Source organism: Hyphomonas sp. GM-8P (assembly GCF_003263315.1).
Lineage (GTDB): Bacteria > Pseudomonadota > Alphaproteobacteria > Caulobacterales > Hyphomonadaceae > Hyphomonas.
Genome location: NZ_AWFE01000001.1, coordinates 72,677 through 89,878 on the forward strand (window position 1 = coordinate 72,677; position 17,202 = coordinate 89,878).

The 17,202-nt window shown below is 61.2% G+C and carries 13 protein-coding genes; 10 read left to right on the forward strand and 3 right to left on the reverse strand.

The genetic code is table 11. The features are described from left to right. Positions 1–38 precede the first annotated feature (38 nt). The 8 genes from HY26_RS00400 to HY26_RS00435 all read left to right on the forward strand — a co-directional run bounded on the left by HY26_RS00400 (position 39) and on the right by HY26_RS00435 (position 9,586). Entirely contained in the window at positions 39–1,268 is a 1,230-nt protein-coding gene (locus HY26_RS00400) for a cytochrome P450 (protein WP_035570403.1), read from the forward strand. 5 nt (positions 1,269–1,273) lie between these two features. Continuing rightward, the gene (locus HY26_RS00405) at positions 1,274–2,113 is read left to right on the forward strand and encodes a class I SAM-dependent methyltransferase (protein ID WP_112072710.1); all 840 of its coding nucleotides are present in this window, start codon (positions 1,274–1,276) and stop codon (positions 2,111–2,113) included. Between the two features lie 232 nt (positions 2,114–2,345). Then, positions 2,346–4,397, forward strand: coding sequence for a DEAD/DEAH box helicase (locus tag HY26_RS00410; RefSeq protein WP_112072753.1), 2,052 nt, complete (start codon positions 2,346–2,348; stop codon positions 4,395–4,397). A gap of 168 nt (positions 4,398–4,565) precedes the next feature. After that, positions 4,566–6,992 (forward strand): DNA topoisomerase (ATP-hydrolyzing) subunit B, encoded by a 2,427-nt coding sequence (gene gyrB / locus HY26_RS00415; protein WP_035570397.1) that lies wholly within the window; start codon positions 4,566–4,568, stop codon positions 6,990–6,992. Next, positions 6,985–7,680 carry a hypothetical protein gene (locus HY26_RS00420; RefSeq protein WP_146740145.1) on the forward strand — a complete coding sequence of 232 codons (696 nt, stop codon included), beginning with the start codon at positions 6,985–6,987 and terminating at the stop codon, positions 7,678–7,680. The genes gyrB and HY26_RS00420 overlap by 8 nt, the downstream gene beginning before the upstream one ends. Positions 7,681–8,021: 341 nt before the next feature. Then, complete coding sequence (locus tag HY26_RS00425; RefSeq protein ID WP_112072712.1) at positions 8,022–8,207, forward strand: DUF3008 family protein; 186 nt, start codon at positions 8,022–8,024, stop codon at positions 8,205–8,207. 118 nt (positions 8,208–8,325) lie between these two features. Then, positions 8,326–9,021 carry a pirin family protein gene (locus HY26_RS00430; protein WP_112072713.1) on the forward strand — a complete coding sequence of 232 codons (696 nt, stop codon included), beginning with the start codon at positions 8,326–8,328 and terminating at the stop codon, positions 9,019–9,021. A 79-nt stretch (positions 9,022–9,100) separates the two neighbouring features. Then, entirely contained in the window at positions 9,101–9,586 is a 486-nt protein-coding gene (locus HY26_RS00435; RefSeq protein ID WP_035571882.1) for a hypothetical protein, read from the forward strand. Here HY26_RS00435 and HY26_RS00440 read toward each other — a convergent pair. From HY26_RS00440 to queC, 3 genes are read right to left on the reverse strand one after another with little or no spacing between them, the layout of a single operon-like run. Beyond that, complete coding sequence (locus HY26_RS00440; RefSeq protein WP_112072714.1) at positions 9,583–10,002, reverse strand: 6-carboxytetrahydropterin synthase; 420 nt, start codon at positions 10,000–10,002, stop codon at positions 9,583–9,585. The genes HY26_RS00435 and HY26_RS00440 overlap by 4 nt on opposite strands. Continuing rightward, positions 9,957–10,604, reverse strand: a complete 648-nt coding sequence (gene queE / locus HY26_RS00445) for a 7-carboxy-7-deazaguanine synthase (RefSeq protein ID WP_112072715.1) — start codon at positions 10,602–10,604, stop codon at positions 9,957–9,959. Before queE ends, HY26_RS00440 begins: the two co-directional genes overlap by 46 nt. Then, on the reverse strand, positions 10,601–11,320 hold the full coding sequence (gene queC, locus HY26_RS00450; protein WP_112072716.1) for a 7-cyano-7-deazaguanine synthase QueC: 720 nt from the start codon (positions 11,318–11,320) through the stop codon (positions 10,601–10,603). Before queC ends, queE begins: the two co-directional genes overlap by 4 nt. Positions 11,321–11,631: 311 nt before the next feature. Here queC and HY26_RS00455 point away from each other — a divergent pair, with 311 nt between their 5' ends. Both HY26_RS00455 and HY26_RS00460 read left to right on the forward strand, forming a co-directional pair. Next, the gene (locus HY26_RS00455) at positions 11,632–14,124 is read left to right on the forward strand and encodes a TonB-dependent receptor (RefSeq protein WP_158531378.1); all 2,493 of its coding nucleotides are present in this window, start codon (positions 11,632–11,634) and stop codon (positions 14,122–14,124) included. A gap of 223 nt (positions 14,125–14,347) precedes the next feature. Beyond that, positions 14,348–17,149, forward strand: a complete 2,802-nt coding sequence (locus HY26_RS00460; RefSeq protein ID WP_112072718.1) for a TonB-dependent receptor — start codon at positions 14,348–14,350, stop codon at positions 17,147–17,149. The last annotated feature ends 53 nt before the right edge of the window (positions 17,150–17,202 follow it).

Below are 17,202 nucleotides of genomic sequence, written 5' to 3' on the forward strand. Positions count from 1 at the left end.
TATCTTCCCCGAAATTTAAAAAAATCCGGGAGGAATTAATGGCCGACGATCAGGGCTCCGCACCTTCAGTCCCCAAGTCCGTTATCGAGGTGACCGCCTTCATGCCAGAGGCGCGGCGCGATCCGCACCCGCCCCTGAAGGCGCTCCGCGAAAACTGTCCGGTCATGCGCGACGAGATGGCGAAGGCCTGGTTCCTCACACGCTATGGCGACGTACGCACCACGGTCAACGACCGCAGCTTCATCCGTCATCCGCTGAATGCGGAGGAAGGCTCGATCTCGCGCCAGCTGGTCGATGAGGAAAATCCGCGCCGTACCTCCATCCTGTTCATGGACAACCCGGATCATGCCCGCGTCCGCCCCCCGCTGGCCAAGGCGTTCTACGCCCGCATCAACAAGATGAAGGACCAGATCGAAGCCATCGTCGATGAAACCATCGAAGCCGCGCCCGCCAGCGGCGTGTTCGATCTGATGGAAGAGATCGCCGTGCCCATTCCGGTGACGGTCATCGCCCGCATCCTTGGGGTCGACGAGGAACGCCTCGCCGATTTCCGCGACTGGTCCGAGGCCGTGATCCTCGGCCTCAACCCGGTTCGCACCCCGGAAGAGACCGAGCGCATGATGGCTGGCGGCGCCGCGCTGGAAGCCTATTTCGCCGAATTGATGGAGCGCCGCCGCGAGGCCCCCGCCGACGACCTCATTACCGATATGGTCCAGTTGCAGGCCTCCGGGGATGCTCCGCTGTCGGATGATGAAGTCCGCATCAATCTTCAGGCCCTGCTGGTCGGCGGGAACCTGACCACGACAGACCTGATCGGAAATGGCGTCTGGCTGTTCCTGACCCATCCGGAACAGCTCGCCGCGTTGAAGGCCGATCCCGGCCTCGCCTCGCAGGCGGTGGAGGAAGTGCTGCGCTTTGAAGCGCCCGTCTCGGCGACCTCGCGGATCGCCGAAGCCGACAAGCCGGTGGCCGGCTGCCCGGTGAAGGAACACCAGGTCGTGTTCTGCTCGCTCGCGTCCGCCAACCGCGACGCAGAGACGTTCGAGGCACCGGACACGTTCGACATTACGCAGAAACGCGCCAGCCATGTCGCCTTCGGCGGCGGCCCGCACATCTGCATCGGCGCACCGCTTGCCCGTATGGAAGCCCGGCGCGTCTATCAGAAACTGTTCGAACGCTATCCGGACATGAAACTGCCGGAACAGGACATCGCCTGGCGCGCCCTGCCCTTCTTCCGTGGCATAGAGACCTTGTTGGTCGAAGTCTGATCCCTATGAGCGGGACCGTCAGCACCCATTATGATGCGCCAGACCTGATCGCCCGCATCGAAGCCGCTTTGTCAGATGCCGGACTGTCGCCGGAGACGGTCACGGCGGACGTGCTGGCCCCGATCGAGGAATTCCATGTCGGCGGCCGCATGGCCACAGACACCTTGTTGCGCGATCTGAATATCCGTCCGGCCGACAGCGCGCTGGATGTCGGCTGCGGAACCGGCGGCACGTCGCGTCATGCTGCGGCGCAGTTTGGCTGCACGGTCGAAGGCATCGACCTGACGGACAGTTTCATCCGCGCGGGCCGAACACTGACGGATTGGCTTAAGCTGGACGGCAAAGTCCTGCTTCATTGCGGCAGCGCACTCGACATGCCGTTCGAAACGGCCAGGTTCGATCTCGGCTGGATGTTCCATGTCGGCATGAACATCGAGGACAAGCAGGCCCTGTTCAACGAGGTTTTCCGGGTTCTGAAACCGGGCGGACGTTTTCTGGTCTATGACATCATGCGCGGCGAAGACGAGACAACGCCGCTCGCTTTCCCCGTCCCCTGGGCCGGCAGTCAGGCAAGCAGTTTTGTCCGCCCTCCGCAGCAGTATGAAGAGGCCCTCCGCTCTGCCGGGTTCGCCGTAACAAAGTCCGAACCGCGCCGCGACATCGCCGATGCCTTCTTCGCACAGGCAGCAGCACAGGCAGCATCACAGGCCAGCCAGCCGCGCCCGCCGCTTACGCTGGCCCTGATCATGGGCGAAACGGCCCGCGACAAGTTCGCGAACCTGAAACGGAATTATGAGGCCGGACGTATCGTGCCGGTCGCCATTTCCTGCGAAAAGCCCATCTAGGGGCTTTCCGGGATGACGCGCCGCGCGGTCCCTCACACATGGCTTTCCCCGGAAAACGTGGCGCGTTTATCCGGGACCCGGGCCTTTCACATCGCCCCCACCGTTAACGAACAGCCTGCGTGCGACCATGGTGCAGCGCGCAAAAACGTGTCATAGGCGGGCAAAATCCCTCTGACAGGTCGATCGTGCCTCGATGACGATCCCTGACAGTCCAACCCCCGAAAGCCATTCCATGTCCGTTTATCCGTCCGTTCCCTCGGCTCTCGCCGAAGCCCTTTCCAATAAGGGGTATGACGCCCTCACCCAGGTCCAGTCTGCCGTGATCGAGCCTTCGCTCGCCGGGCGTGACCTGCTCGTTTCCGCCCAGACCGGCTCCGGCAAGACCGTTGCCTTCGGCCTCGCCATGGCGGGCGAGCTGCTGGGCGAGGAAGACCGCCTGTCCCGCGCCGAGACACCGCTGGCCCTGATCGTGGCACCAACGCGCGAACTGGCCATGCAGGTCGCCCGCGAGCTGACCTGGCTGTATGGCCCGGCCGGGGCGCGCCTCGCCACCTGTGTGGGCGGCATGGACATGCGCGACGAGCGCAAGGCGCTCGCCCGCGGTGCCCATATCGTCGTCGGGACGCCCGGCCGCCTGTCGGACCATATCAAGCGCGGCTCGCTGAATACCGCCGGCATCCGCGTCGTTGTGCTGGACGAGGCCGACGAGATGCTGGACATGGGCTTCCGCGACGAGCTGGAGCATATCCTGCAGGGCACGCCGGACTCCCGCCGCACCCTGATGTTCTCGGCCACCGTGCCCAAAGGCATCGCGAACCTTGCGGCCCGTTACCAGAAGGATGCCGAGCGCGTCCGCACCGAATCCGAACAGCGCCAGCATGGCGACATCGAATACCGCGCCCTGCTGGTCGCGCCGGGCGATGAAGAGAACGCCATCGTCAATATCGTCCGCCATTCCGACAGCGAAAGCGCGCTCGTCTTCTGTACGACACGCGCGGCCGTGAACAAGCTGATGAGCCGGATGGGCAATCGCGGCTTCCCGGTCGTGGCGCTCTCGGGCGAGCTCAGCCAGAAGGAACGCTCCAACGCGCTCCAGTCCCTGCGCGATGGCCGCGCCCGTGTCTGCATCGCGACCGACGTCGCCGCCCGTGGCCTCGACCTCGACAATCTGGGCCTGGTGATCCACGCAGACCTGCCGCGGGATTCCGCCACGCTGCTGCACAGGTCGGGCCGGACTGGCCGGGCTGGCCGCAAGGGCGTCAGCGCCCTGATCGTGGCCCCGAAAGCCCGCCGCCGCGTCGAACGCCTGCTGAGCGACGCAAAGATCGAAGCGACCTGGGGCACGCCGCCGTCGGCTGATGAGATCAACGCGCTGGACGATGCCCGCCTGCTGGGCGACCCGTCCCTCACCCGCCCCATCCATGAGAGCGAGCGCGCCATGATCGACGCGCTGCTCGAACAGCACGGGCCGGAACAGGTCGCCGCCGCTTTCCTGCGCAAGCAGCGTGAAGGCCGCTCAGCGCCCGAAGACCTGCGCGACGTGGACACGTCCCCACCGAAGCGCCGCGAACGCAGAGAACGCGGCGACAGGCCCGAGCGCGAGCCGCGCGAGAAACGCCACAAGACCGAACGCAAGGGCTTCGACGATGCCGTCTGGGTGGAGCTCAATGTCGGCCGCAAAAAGAACGCCGAAGCGCGCTGGATCCTGCCCGTCCTCTGCAAGGCGGGCGGCCTGTCACGCGACGATATCGGTGCCATCCGCATCAATCCGGGCGACACGCATGTCGAGCTGACCCGTGACGGCGCAGAACGCTTCTTCGCCGCGCTGGGCGACGGCGGCACCCTGGAAAAGGGCCTGCGCGCCTCGCCGCTGGACGGTCCGCCGTCTGCACCGGCCCGGTTCGACCGGGAAGACCGCAGCGACCGCCCGGCTCCGCGCCTGCGCAAGAAACCGTTCGACCCGGATGCCCCGCGCAAATTCTCCGGCAAGAAGCCCTATGAGAAGAAAGCGGCCCGGGACGACGCTCCGGCCGCCACCGAACGCGCGCCCTCCCCGCAGACAGACTACATCCAGGACGACCGGGAGAAGCCTGCAAAGCCGGCCAAATCGTTCTCCAAGGTGCACGCCAAGGATGGCTGGAAGCCGCCCATGCGCGGCAAGGGCAAACCGGCCCGCCCGGCTGGAAAAGGACCCGGAAAAGGCCCCGCAAAGAGCGGCAAACCGGCCTTTCAGAAGGGCGGAAAACCGCTGAAAAAGCACCGGAAACCGCCCCCGAAGGTCTGATCCCGGAGGAACCGCCTCAACGCCCCGATTTTGGCCCTGCAACACCTTGTTTTTGCAGGGCTAATTTGCACCATCATTAAGCTGTAAAATAACCCCCGTTTCGGTTCCCTCTGAGGGGTTAATCCCCTATATTTGAAGGCGAATCTACAGAATCGACGGGGAAGCCTCATGGCTGAAGAAACGCAGGGCGAGAATGCCGAGTACGGCGCAGGCTCCATCAAGGTCCTGAAGGGCCTTGAGGCCGTGCGCAAACGCCCCGGCATGTATATCGGCGACACCGACGACGGCTCCGGCCTGCACCACATGATCTACGAGGTGGTGGACAACGCCATCGACGAGGCGCTGGCCGGCCATGCCGACCGCGTGACGGTCACCCTCTACCCCGACGGCTCCGCCGAAATCACCGACAATGGCCGCGGCATTCCCGTGGGCATGCACCCGACCGAGGGCGTCTCGGCGGCCGAAGTGATCATGACCCAGCTGCACGCCGGCGGGAAGTTCGACCAGAACTCCTACAAGGTCTCCGGCGGCCTGCACGGCGTGGGCGTGTCCGTGGTCAACGCGCTGTCGGACTGGCTGGAACTGACCATCCACCGCGAAGGCAAGGAACACTGGGTCCGCTTCATCGATGGCGGCTTCGTCGAGGCCCCGCTGGAGACGCGCGGCGACTCCCCGATGACCGACAAGGGCGTGCCCTATACCGGCACCGCGGTGCGCTTCCTCGCCGCGCCCAGCACGTTCACGATGACGAATTATGACCGCAAGACGCTGGAACACCGCCTGCGGGAACTCGCCTTTCTGAACTCCGGTGTGCACATCATCTTCCGCGACGAGCGTGAGGCCGAGCCCTACGAGATCGACCTGATGTACGAAGGCGGCGTGAAGGCGTTCGTCGAGCACCTCGACAAGGCCAAGGGCAAGCTGATCCCGGAGCCGGTCTACGCCATCGGCGAGAAGGATGGCATCACCGTCGAGGCAGCGCTGGAGTGGACCGACAGCTACCACGAAAACGTGCTCTGCTTCACCAACAACATTCCCCAGCGCGACGGCGGCACGCACCTGGCCGGTTTCCGCGGGGCGCTGACGCGGATCATCAACAAATACGCCAACGAGACGGGCCTGGCGAAGAAGGCCAAGGTCGAGATTTCCGGCGACGATGCCCGCGAAGGCCTCACCTGTGTCCTGTCGGTGAAAGTGCCTGACCCGAAATTCAGTTCCCAGACGAAAGACAAGCTCGTCTCCTCCGAGGTCCGCCCGGTGGTCGAGAGCATGATGGGCGAAAAGCTCGCCGAATGGTTCGAGGAACACCCGAAGGAAGCCCAGGAAATCATGGGCAAGATCGTGGAGGCCGCCGCCGCGCGCGAGGCCGCCCGCAAGGCCCGCGAACTGACGCGCCGCAAGTCTGCGCTCGACATCACCTCCCTGCCCGGCAAGCTGGCCGACTGTCAGGAGAAAGACCCGGCAAAGTCCGAAATCTTCATCGTCGAGGGGGATTCCGCTGGCGGCTCGGCCAAGCAGGGCCGTAGCCGAGACAACCAGGCCATCCTGCCCCTGCGCGGCAAGATCCTGAACGTGGAACGCGCGCGCTTCGACAAGATGCTGTCGTCAGACCAGGTCGGTACGCTGATCATGGCGCTCGGCGCCGGCATCGGCCGCGACGAGTTCGACATCAACAAGCTGCGCTATCACAAGATCATCATCATGACCGATGCTGATGTTGACGGCGCGCACATCCGCACTCTGCTGCTCACCTTCTTCTATCGTCAAATGCCGGAAGTGATCGAACGCGGCTATCTCTACATCGCCCAGCCGCCGCTCTACAAAGTGACGCGCGGCCGGTCCGAACGCTATGTGAAGGACGATGCGGAGCTGGAATCCTATCTCATCGGCGAAGGCACCGACGGGGAATCCCTGATCCTCGCCGATGGCACCACGATTGCCGGAGAAGACCTGCGCGACCGTGTGCGTCAGGCCTCGAACTTCCAGGCAAACCTGCGCCGCCTCGCCCTGCGCGCCTCGGGCGACCTGATCGAACATGCCGCCCTCTCCGGGGCCCTGGCCGCCGGTGCGGGCGAAGACGAAGCCGCCAAGACCGCCGAACGCCTGAACCGCTTCGCCGAAGAAGGCGAAGACACATGGGCCGGCCGGTTCGTCGAAGGCGCGCTTGTCCTTCAGCGCACGGTGCGCAGCGTGGACGAGACCATCGCCCTGCCCCCGGCCCTGATCGCCAGCCAGGACGCCCAGCGCCTCGCCGAGCGTGCCGCCGGCCTCGCCGAAATGTATGACCAGCCCGCCATCCTGCGTCAGGACAAGGGCGGCGAAGTGACCGTGCACGGACCAAGCAGCCTGCTGAAAGCTGTGCTCGACAGCGGCCGTAAGGGCCTGAAAGTCCAGCGCTATAAGGGTCTGGGCGAGATGAACGCCGACCAGCTGTGGGAAACCACGCTCGACTCCAACGCCCGCACCCTGCTGCAAGTCCGCGTCGACCATATGGAAGAAGCCGACGACATGTTCACGAAGCTGATGGGCGATGTGGTGGAGCCGCGGAGAGAGTTCATCGAAGAGAACGCGCTGGACGCGGAGGTGGATGTTTAAGATGTCGTGGAGGAAGACATCCATTGTTTTCCTCCTGACATTGGGCGCCTGCCAGTTCTCAGCGGACAAAACTCAAGAACGCGAACAAATGCGTTTTGAAAAATTCCGGCAAGAAACGGCCGAACGTTTAGAACGCGAGATGTTCGATGCCCTCGACAATAGGGTATACGGACGTCCGGATTTTGGCAGTGGCGTTCGACAGTATCTGAGACCCTACGGAGCAGAGAAAGAGCTGACGCCGAAAGCCGAGGCAGCAATTGAAGCATACCTTCGAGACCACCCAGATGACTATGTTTGCCGATTGGCAGATGAAGCCAGACCCGCAGTACTGAATACCGTTCCTGATGTCTGCAAAGACTACGATCGTTCAGGTTGCCAGTATTCCGTGGAGCGTCACCTCGACGGTACAGAAACCCACGCCAAAATCCCCGGCAGTTGCCCGGTTGGTCACCGGCTAGCAACTCTTTTAGGCCCTATTCAAGTATCGACCGAACATAACATAGTTGCGTTGAGAGAACTCCCTGCTGATGTCACACGCCCCAACCACATCCGGTATGCATGCGTCGACTTTGTCGTGGAGTACCAAAAGACGGATGGCGTTTGGAGTGCTAGTTCTGAACAACGTCAGGTGTCGCGTGGGTTCCAATGCCAGACCAATTACAAAGTGGTTGTAACCACCGATAAATAGGATGCGTAGGGTGGGGTGAGCGGAGCGATACCCACCGTCCGGATACGCGCCGTGCATTCCGCGCTGGGAGCAGCCTGCTGTCTGCGGCGCCGGTCTCGCGCCTGTGCGCGTGCCGTTCGGCGAAGTCCGTCACGATCCGGCTAAGTCCGGTATGGTCATGCCTGGTCATGGCCTGGTCCGGTACGATCCGGCTGTGCACGTCCGGGGTCCGCTTTAGCCGGGCCCGCCTCCGAATTCAGCTTTATTCACCGGATGGCACCCGCCATGTCGGCCGCTCGTGCTGGATGGAACACGGGCGCCCCTTCCTGCGTTGATATTTCACCACAACACAGGAGGCCGACATGTCCGCACAACAGATTCCCGAACAGCAGGCCGCCGGACTTGCACTCGCCGCACGCCGGGGCCGTGCCCCCAAATGGCACCTGAAAGGCCAGGCCAAGAAGATGTATGACGAGCTGAGCATGGAAGAGCTGGAAGCCATCGCCGAGCCGGACGAGGACGGCGATCAGGCGAAAAAACCCTCGTAAACCGGGCACTTATTCCGGGGCGGCATAAGTCTTGTTTGCCGCCCTCCCCTACAGCCCTGCGCACTTCACGTCATATTCGCTGCAACACGAAGCAATACGGCACCTGAAGGAGCCCGCCATGATTGACCTGCGCCCGTTCGACCGTCTCGGCCGTTTCCGGAACGACTGGCTCGACGCGAACTACCACTTTTCGTTCTCTGGCTATCACGACCCGCACCGCATGGGCGAAGGCGCCCTGCGCGTGTGGAACGATGACACGATCCAGCCGCACACAGGCTTTCCGCCGCATGGGCACCAGTCCATGGAAATCATCACCTATGTCCGCAAAGGCGCGATCACGCACAAGGACTCGATGGGCAATACCGGCCGCACCGAGGCCGGCGACGTGCAGGTGATGAGCGCCGGGGCCGGCGTGCAGCATTCGGAATGGAATGCCGATGACGAAACCTGCCAGCTGTTCCAGATCTGGATCCTGCCGCGCGAACAGGGCGGCCAGCCGGGCTGGGGCACGCGCGAATTCCCGAAAGGCAGTCGCTCCGGCAAGTGGACCGTGTTTGCCGCCAATGACGGCGAAGGCGACGCCCTGCCGATCAAGCAGGACGCCAAGGTGATGGGCGCCACGCTCTGCGCCGGAGATACGCTGGACTATGAGGTCGCGCCCGGCCGGCATGGCTATCTCGTGCTGGCCGTCGGCTCGGTCAGCCTGAATGGTGATGTGCTGAAAGCCCGCGACGGGGCCGCCATCACCGGCGCCGAGACGATCCGCCTGAAAAGTATCGAAGACGCCGAGATCGTCTTCGTGGACACGATTTAACCTGTTTCACATCAGCGTGACTTCGGGAACAGACAGGGCGATGGTAAGTTGATCGGAGACCTTAATGGAGGTTCTGAAAATGAAACTTGTTCCCATCACCGCTATCGCCCTTCTCCTTGCCCCTGCCGCCATGGCCGCGGAAATCAATGTCACCGTCTCTGACGATTTCCAGACCAAGCTGCAGGATGATTACGGCACCCGTGAAGGTGACTACCTCATCAAGGACGTGAAGGATGACCTGACCCGCGAGCTCGACAAGGCTGGCGTGGACACGGCCCGGATCGATGTCACCATCGTCGATGCCAAACCGTCCAAGCCGACTTTCAAACAGCTCGGCGACCAGCCCGGCCTGGACTATGGCCTGTCAAAAAGCCTCGGCGGCATGAAACTCTCCGCCGTTGCCTACGACGACGCTGGCGAGAAAACCGGGGAGTATGAGTATTCCTGGTATGAGCATGACCTGCGAATGACCGGCATTACCACCTGGTACGATGCCAATCGGGCCTCGAACCGGTTCGCCCGGAATTTCGCAGAAGACCTGAAGGACGGCGAACTCGCCAATTAGAGGACGAGTTCACACCGCTCGTTGAGGCTGGGGCGCGCCAGAGCGACGCGCTTCAGCCCCGGCAGCGCCTCGCGCAGGTCCTCGGCGACCCAGAGGCAGATCCGCTCCAGCGTTGGCACATCAAGGCCGTCGATTTCGTTGAGCAGCCTGTGATCCAGCTTTTCGGCAGTCGCATTCAGGCAAGCTGTCAGATGGCCGAAATCCTCGACCCATTGCTCACCCGGTTTCACGACACCGGCAATTGTCGCTTCCAGGCGGAAGGAATGGCCGTGCATGTTCCGGTAAGGATGCCCTTCCGGCTTGCCACCCATGAAGTGCGCCGCCTCGAAATTCACCGACTTGGTAATCTCGAACACGCGGCCCTCAGGGCTCAGGGCAGCCCGGTCAGTTTGTGTGTTTGCAAGCTCAGTCGCCATTGCGGATTCTTCAGACAGTAAGCAGCAGCAGCCTGCACATTGCGGGCCGCCTCGGAATTGTCCTTCGGTTGCAGGAAAAAGTGCTGAAAGTCCAGTTCCGTGAACCGTTCAGGCTGCGCTTCGGCCTCATCCTGCGGGTAAACCAGCTTGAGTTCATTGCCTTTTTTCAGGACCAGCGCGGCATTCGCCTTGGGGCTGACGCAGATCCAGTCGAGCCCCTCCGGTGCCGCGATCGTGCCATTTGTCTCCACCGCGATCTCGAAGCCTTCGCCATGGAGCGCACCGATCAGCGGCGGATCCAGCTGCAACAGCGGCTCTCCGCCTGTGCAGACGACATAGGGCCGGCCGGCGGTGTCCGCATTGGCGTTCCAGATCGAAGCGACCAGCGCGGCGACTTCTTCCGGGGTTTTGTACTTGCCGCCATTCTCGCCGTCGGTGCCAACAAAGTCCGTGTCGCAGAACTGGCAGACCGCACTCGCCCGGTCGCGCTCCAGCCCGTTCCACAGGTTGCAGCCGGCAAACCGCAGGAACACGGCGGCGCGCCCGGTCTGCGCGCCCTCCCCCTGCAGGGTGTAGAAGGCTTCCTTGACCGAATAGGTCATCGCGACACCTGCCAGCGGTACCAACCGGCCGCGCGCAGTTCGCAAGCCGGGCAGGTGCCGCAGCCATATCCCCAATCATGACGGTGGGTGCGATCGCCAAGATAACAGGTGTGGGTATCCTCCACGATCAGGTCGATCAGTCCCTGCCCTCCCAGCTCCAGCGCCATCGCCCAAGTGCCCGCCTTGTCTATATACATAAGGGGCGTCTCGATCGTCATCGGCTTGCCGAGACCGAGGCGCAGCGTTTCGGCCTGGGCCTGGATCGTGTCGTTCCGGCAATCGGGATAGCCGGAATAATCCGTCTCGCACATACCGCCGACGAGCACGCCAACGCCGCGGCGGACCCCCAGTGCACCGGCGAGCGTCAGGAACAGCAGGTTGCGCCCGGGAACAAAGGTGGACGGCAGACCGGCATCGGTCGTCTCGATAGCCACATCATGAGTCATGGCCGTTTCACCAAGGCTCTTGAGAACCGTAGCGTCGATCATGTGATCATCGCCGAGACGCGACGCCCAGGACTCTTTCAGGCTGGCCATGCCGATACGGACTTTCTCCCGGCAGGAAAGTTCCACGGCGTGGCGCTGGCCATAGTCGAACCCGATCGTCTCGACCGCATCGAATCGGTCAAGCGCCCAGGCCAGGCATGTGGCGGAATCCTGTCCGCCAGAAAAAAGGACGAGCGCGCGGTTGACGGAAGGTGAAGTCTGCAAGGTCATGGCGCGCCTCTACCAGCCCGGGCAAATCCGGCCAAGCCGGGAAAACTGTGTGGTTTTACCCACGCAATCAAAAATAGTCAGATGTTTACGCGAGGGTAGCCCGTTGACAGACGAGGCGGCCCCTCCTTTCGTAGTATTTGCAGTGTTCCTGCCAGAAGAGCACGCAAATAAACCAAAACCAACAACCAATAATCTTGTCCGCGAACATTGGACGAGGGGAGGAATTTGACTTGAAACTGAACCGACAACCTAAGTGCGTCTTGCTGGCAGGTGCCTCTGCCGCCGTATTGAGCCTGATTCAGGCCCCGGCGATGGCACAGGAAGCAGATGCACAGAACACCGCCACCACCGTTGAAGCTGCTCCTCCCGCCGCATCCGAACCCGCCGCTGACTCAGACAAACGTCTCAGCGTTGTGAAAGTGACTGCGACGCGCCGCGAGGAAAGCATTCTCGACGTGCCGCTGGCAGTGACCGCCATCAGCCCGACAGAAATTGAACGCCAGGGGGTCGCCGACCTTCGTGCGCTCGACAACCTGTCGGCCAGCTTCAACATGAACTCGACGCAAACGGAATCGCAGGGCACATCCATGCGGATCCGGGGCGTCGGCACCACCGGTAACAATATCGGCCTGGAAAGCGCGGTCGGCGTTTTCCTTGACGGCGTTTACCTGTCACGCCCCGGCGTGGCCCTGGGTGACCTTGTAGACCTGCAACAGATCGAAGTCCTGCGCGGTCCGCAGGGCACACTGTTTGGCCGCAACACGTCTGCCGGTGCACTGAACATCACGACCAAAGCGCCGAACCTTCGTGAAAAGGACGGCTTTGCCAACGTCACCGCCGGCAATTACGGGCTGGTGAATGTGCAGGGCGGCTTCAGCGCGCCGATTGTCGAAGACAAGTTCGCAGTGCGTCTCTCCGGGGCTTACCGGACACGCGACGGACTGGTCGAAAGCACGACCGGTGCAGAAAGCCATACGCGTGACCGCTGGATGGTGCGCGGACAAGCGCTCTGGCAAATCACCCCGGACGCAAAACTCCGGGTGATTGCGGATTACTCCGACGCGGATGAACAGTGCTGCGACGCCATCGTCACCGTTGACCCGCTGGGAGAAGCCGGCATTTATGCGGCTGTCGGCCTGCCTGCCAATGGCGGTGTTTCGGCTTTCGGCCCCCGTGCCCTCGACAGCCTGACGTCCAATGGCGAACAATTCCAGAACCCGTTCCAGCAGGAAGGCATCTCTGCTCAGCTCGACTGGAACCTCGGCTTCGCTGATCTCGTCTATATCGGCTCTTACCGGGACTTCCACGCTGAATCCATTCAGCACTCTGAGTATGTGAGCCTCGACGTCTATGCTGTGGGCGACAACACGGCGCCGTTCGCGGCACCGAGCGTCCGGCCGTCCTACGACGACATCAAGACGACGACTCATGAACTGCGCCTGCAGGGCCAGGCCTTCAATGGTCGGCTCGACTGGCTGCTCGGCACCTACTATTCGGATGAAGACATCGAAGAACGGGCCACCATGACGCTTGGCGGCGACTATGGCCGTTATGTTTCAGCCCTGCTCGTGCCTGCGCTTGGCGCCCAGGCTGTCAGTGTCGGCTTTGGCGGCAATGTGCCGGCCGCGCTGGGCGGTGTCGACCCTGCCGGCAGCTATGCGGACAACAAGTTCAACCAGCAAGGCGAGTCTCTCTCCATCTTCACTCATAACGTCCTTGAACTGACGGATCGGTTGAACCTGACCGTCGGCCTTCGCTATGTGGAAGAAACGAAAGACGGGTCGTTTGAACAGATGTCGGCTTCCTCGCCGGCCTGTGCAAACATCGCGAACGGTATCGTGGCCAATGCCTACCCTGCCAATGTGGCCCCCCTGGCCCCGACGGCGCTGGCACTGACCTGCTTCCCGTTCGCCACCGAAGCCGACCTTCCGGCCTCAGCCTTCCTGCCACTGCCTCGGACGTTCAACGACACGTTTGAGGATGAGGAGCTGGTATACACGGTGAAACTCGGCGGCTCGCTGACCGAGAACCTGAACTTCTATGCAGGCTTCACACACGGCTTCAAGTCAGGCGGCTTCAACCTCGACCCGACGGCGGCGACCGGCGGAGCGGATCCACGCTTCGACTCTGAAAAGATCGATGCGACCGAAGTCGGCCTCAAAGGGACGTTCAATGACGGCCGCGGCCGGTTCGACCTGGCTGTGTTCAACCAGGAAATGGAAGACTTCCAGGTGCTCGAATTCACCGGAACCCAATTCCAGACGTTCAACGTGCCGAAGGTCGTCAGCAAAGGGGTCGAAATTGAAGTTCAAACCCAGCTGACGGACAATCTCAGCGCCAATGGTGCCCTGACCTACACCGATGCGTATTATCCAAATGACTGCGCACCGGGCGGGTTCGATCCATCGAACCCTGTGAATCGCCTGTGCGGATTCAAGCTGACCAATGCACCAGAATGGGTCGGTCTGATTGGCCTGACCTGGGAGAGCGCGCTCGACAACGGCATGCCCTACTTCCTGACCGGTACGGTTCGCAGCGAATCCGAACGCCGTACATCGACCCAGGCCGTGGACGATACCGGTGCCCGGCTCGCAGACGATATCCAGGACGCGAACAGCAAGTTGAACCTTCGTGCCGGTATCAGCACGGCGGACGACCGCTGGACGTTCGAGATCTGGGGGAACAATGTGACCGACGAGCAGACGAAGAATGTGACCTTCAACATGCCGCTCCGCGGAACGGCGCGCGGTGTGTTCATCCAGGATCCCGCGACTTACGGTGTGACTTTGAGGACACGGTTCTAAGGTCTCTTTAGGCACAATCTTGCAAACAGAGCGGTGTCCGGCCCCGGACACCGCTCATTTTTTGCCTTGACGTAGGGTCCACCGGGCCAATCCTTCCAACTGAAAATATTGACTTTCCCTCCCGGCTGCCATTCGATGGATTCTGAAGCACGTTCAAAAAGAAACGGCTCATAGAACAGCTCGAAGCCAGCAATCCCGCCGGCCCGAGGGGAGGAAAAATTAGATGACCAAATACAGAGACTCGAAATGTGTCTGGCTGGCTGGCGCTTCCGTGTTGGCCATGGGCCTGCTGGCACCGGTTGCCGTCGCCCAGGAGGATGGCGAAAGCACAAGAACACTTTCTACCGTTACCGTGACGACCCAGAAACGGACAGAAAGTATCCAGGATGTTCCAATCGCCGTTTCGGCGTTTGATCCGGAAAACCTTGAGCGCCTGAACATCAACACTGGTTCTGACCTTCAGTTCAACATCCCGAACTTCCAAGCATCGCAAGGCAACTTCTCGGCCGGCTCGATCTCCATTCGCGGTATCGTGAATGCAGCTGTCGGCGCGTCCTCTGATGACGCGGTCGGGACACACATTAACGGCGTTCCATCCTCGGGTTCCTACATTCTCGAAACGGAATTGTTCGACGTCGAACGTGTTGAGATTCTTCGAGGACCGCAGGGCACACTGTACGGCCGTAACGCAACAGGCGGCGTTTTGAACGCGGTGACCGCGAAGCCGAATTACGATGAATTCTCGGCCAACCTTCAAGCTTCCTATGGCGAGTACAACTCGCAAAAACTGACCGGCTACGTGAACATTCCAATTGGTGGTGATTTTGGTATTCGCCTTGCTGGTTTCACCTTGAAGCGCGACGGTTTCTCTGATGCGATCCTGCCGGATGGGACGAAACAGGACGTCGACGGTCGCGACCTGAGCGCCCTCCGTGCCACGATCGGAGGCGACTTCAACGAGAAATCCCGCTTCTGGCTCATGTACGAAACCTATGAAGAGGATTCGACACGGACCCGTTCGACCAAACAGCTCTGCACAAAAGACACACGCCCATTCCCGTTCAACCAGGGTTGTACGCCCTACGAGACCTCTGGCCTTGGATATGCGCGCGACGGAAACGGCAATCCGATCCAGGTGCGCCCAGGGTTTGGAACCGTTAACTCTGCAGGGACACTCGGCGGCGTGCTTGCTGCAAATCTCGGATTGTACAGCACGTTCGGAACGGACTCCAACGCTGGCAACACAACCTCGACCAACCTGCGGGAATTCGAAACAAACCTCATTCCGAAGTTTGCCTCCAACCAGGATACAATCACAGGTCAGTTCCAGTACGACTTTGATAATAATCTAACCCTGACACTGCTTGGTTCTTACAATGACAGCAGCCGCGAGTTTTCCGACGATTACAACAAAGGCATCGGTTCGGTTAAATTCAATATCACGGGCCTGACACCCGATGTCGACGGCGATGGGGATGGTGACTTCCTGGGTTATGAGGCCCTGACAGGTCAGGCTCTGCCCTTCGATAGCCGCATGCGCGTACCGGCCGACACGCTTTTGGCAACAGACCGTTCGGCCCAGGCTTTCGTGACAAAAAGCTTCGAAGCCCGTCTGCAGTCTGATTATGACGGTCCGCTCAACTTCACGGTTGGTGCCCTCAGCCTGTTCGCAGAAGGTGACACCGATTATAATGTGTTCTTCAACACCGCTGAAGCACTCGGTGTCGCAACAGGTTTACCCGGCGACCGCACCTATTACCGTAGCCACAGCCCCTATAAGCTGGACGCAAAAGCGGTCTTCGGTGAAGTCTATTACAATATGACCGACAACTTCAAATGGACCCTGGGCCTTCGTTACACGGATGACCAGAAGGCCCAGAAGAACACGCCAAGCCTTCTGCTTGAACCAGCAGGCCCTGCCGGTACTTATAATGACGGTGGCCAGCTCAACGGCGAATTTGAAGGCGGACCGGTTCAAAAAGCCGACTTCCAGGAACTTACTGGCCGCTTCGGCTTCGACTGGAAACTGGGTGATTTTGGCCCGACCGACGATACGATGCTCTATGCCTTCATCTCACGGGGCTACAAGGGTGGCGGTATCAACCCGCCACAATCAGCTGGTCTCGTCACAGTGAAGAACACGTTTGACCCCGAGTTCATCAACGCGTTTGAAGTCGGTACCAAGAGCACACTCTTCGGTGGTGCGGGCCAGATGAACCTGGCAGCCTTCTATTATGACTATAAGGGCTATCAGATCTCCTCGATCGTAAATCGTTCTTCGATCAACGAAAACGTGGATGCGAAAGTTGCGGGTTTCGAGGCAGAATTCTACTGGCAGATGACCAACAATTTCCGGGTCGACACGACGCTCGGTCTGCTCAGCGCCAAGCTCAAGGATCAGTCCTTGCTTGACACATATGATCAGACAGGTGGCGACCCGAACTGGCTGATCGTCAAGGATGCGGCAACGACACAGAACTGTGTCGCCAGCGCAGCTGGCGTCCAAGCCCTCCTTGCCGCAACGGCAGGAACGGCCTTGGAAGGGACACCAGCTCTGATTTGTAACCCAACAGCGCTCAACGCAACGTTGGCAACCTATCTGGGGCAGGCAACAGCAGATGCCCTGACGCCGGCTCTGGCGCCAAATGGCATCCCGACGGATGTGTCGGACAACTTCTTGCCTCGCGCACCGGAAACCACCCTCTCGGTGGGCGCACAGTACGAAATGGAACTGGGCAAAAACTGGAGCACCATCTTGCGGGGTGACTTCTACTACCAGGCCGACATGTACTCACGGATCTTCAACCTTGAAGCCGACAAGATCGACAGCTGGCAGAACGCGAACGCGTCCTTGTCCTTCTCGAATGAAGGCGCAGGCCTCGAAGTGGAGCTCTACGTCAAGAATTTGCTCGAGGATGATCAGATCACTTCGCAATACCTTACGGATGCGTCGTCGGGTCTCTATACTAACGTGTTCCTGCTGGAGCCACGTCAGTTCGGTATCCGGATCGGCAAGACCTGGTAGCAAGTCAGGTTACCAGCTCGAATTGGGGCGGCCCGCCAGGGCCGCCCCTTTTT

What these genes read in the sequence shown, in the direction of transcription:
- HY26_RS00400 (WP_035570403.1), top strand. Translation starts at nt 39, where the DNA reads ATGGCCGACGATCAGGGCTCCGCACCTTCAGTCCCCAAGTCCGTTATC.
- HY26_RS00405 (WP_112072710.1), top strand. Translation starts at nt 1,274, where the DNA reads ATGAGCGGGACCGTCAGCACCCATTATGATGCGCCAGACCTGATCGCC.
- HY26_RS00460 (WP_112072718.1), top strand. Translation starts at nt 14,348, where the DNA reads ATGACCAAATACAGAGACTCGAAATGTGTCTGGCTGGCTGGCGCTTCC.
- queE (WP_112072715.1), bottom strand. Translation starts at nt 10,604, where the DNA reads ATGACCTATTCGGTCAAGGAAGCCTTCTACACCCTGCAGGGGGAGGGC.
- HY26_RS00410 (WP_112072753.1), top strand. Translation starts at nt 2,346, where the DNA reads ATGTCCGTTTATCCGTCCGTTCCCTCGGCTCTCGCCGAAGCCCTTTCC.
- HY26_RS00435 (WP_035571882.1), top strand. Translation starts at nt 9,101, where the DNA reads ATGAAACTTGTTCCCATCACCGCTATCGCCCTTCTCCTTGCCCCTGCC.
- HY26_RS00455 (WP_158531378.1), top strand. Translation starts at nt 11,632, where the DNA reads ATGGCACAGGAAGCAGATGCACAGAACACCGCCACCACCGTTGAAGCT.
- HY26_RS00425 (WP_112072712.1), top strand. Translation starts at nt 8,022, where the DNA reads ATGTCCGCACAACAGATTCCCGAACAGCAGGCCGCCGGACTTGCACTC.
- HY26_RS00440 (WP_112072714.1), bottom strand. Translation starts at nt 10,002, where the DNA reads ATGGCGACTGAGCTTGCAAACACACAAACTGACCGGGCTGCCCTGAGC.
- queC (WP_112072716.1), bottom strand. Translation starts at nt 11,320, where the DNA reads ATGACCTTGCAGACTTCACCTTCCGTCAACCGCGCGCTCGTCCTTTTT.
- HY26_RS00420 (WP_146740145.1), top strand. Translation starts at nt 6,985, where the DNA reads ATGTTTAAGATGTCGTGGAGGAAGACATCCATTGTTTTCCTCCTGACA.
- HY26_RS00430 (WP_112072713.1), top strand. Translation starts at nt 8,326, where the DNA reads ATGATTGACCTGCGCCCGTTCGACCGTCTCGGCCGTTTCCGGAACGAC.
- gyrB (WP_035570397.1), top strand. Translation starts at nt 4,566, where the DNA reads ATGGCTGAAGAAACGCAGGGCGAGAATGCCGAGTACGGCGCAGGCTCC.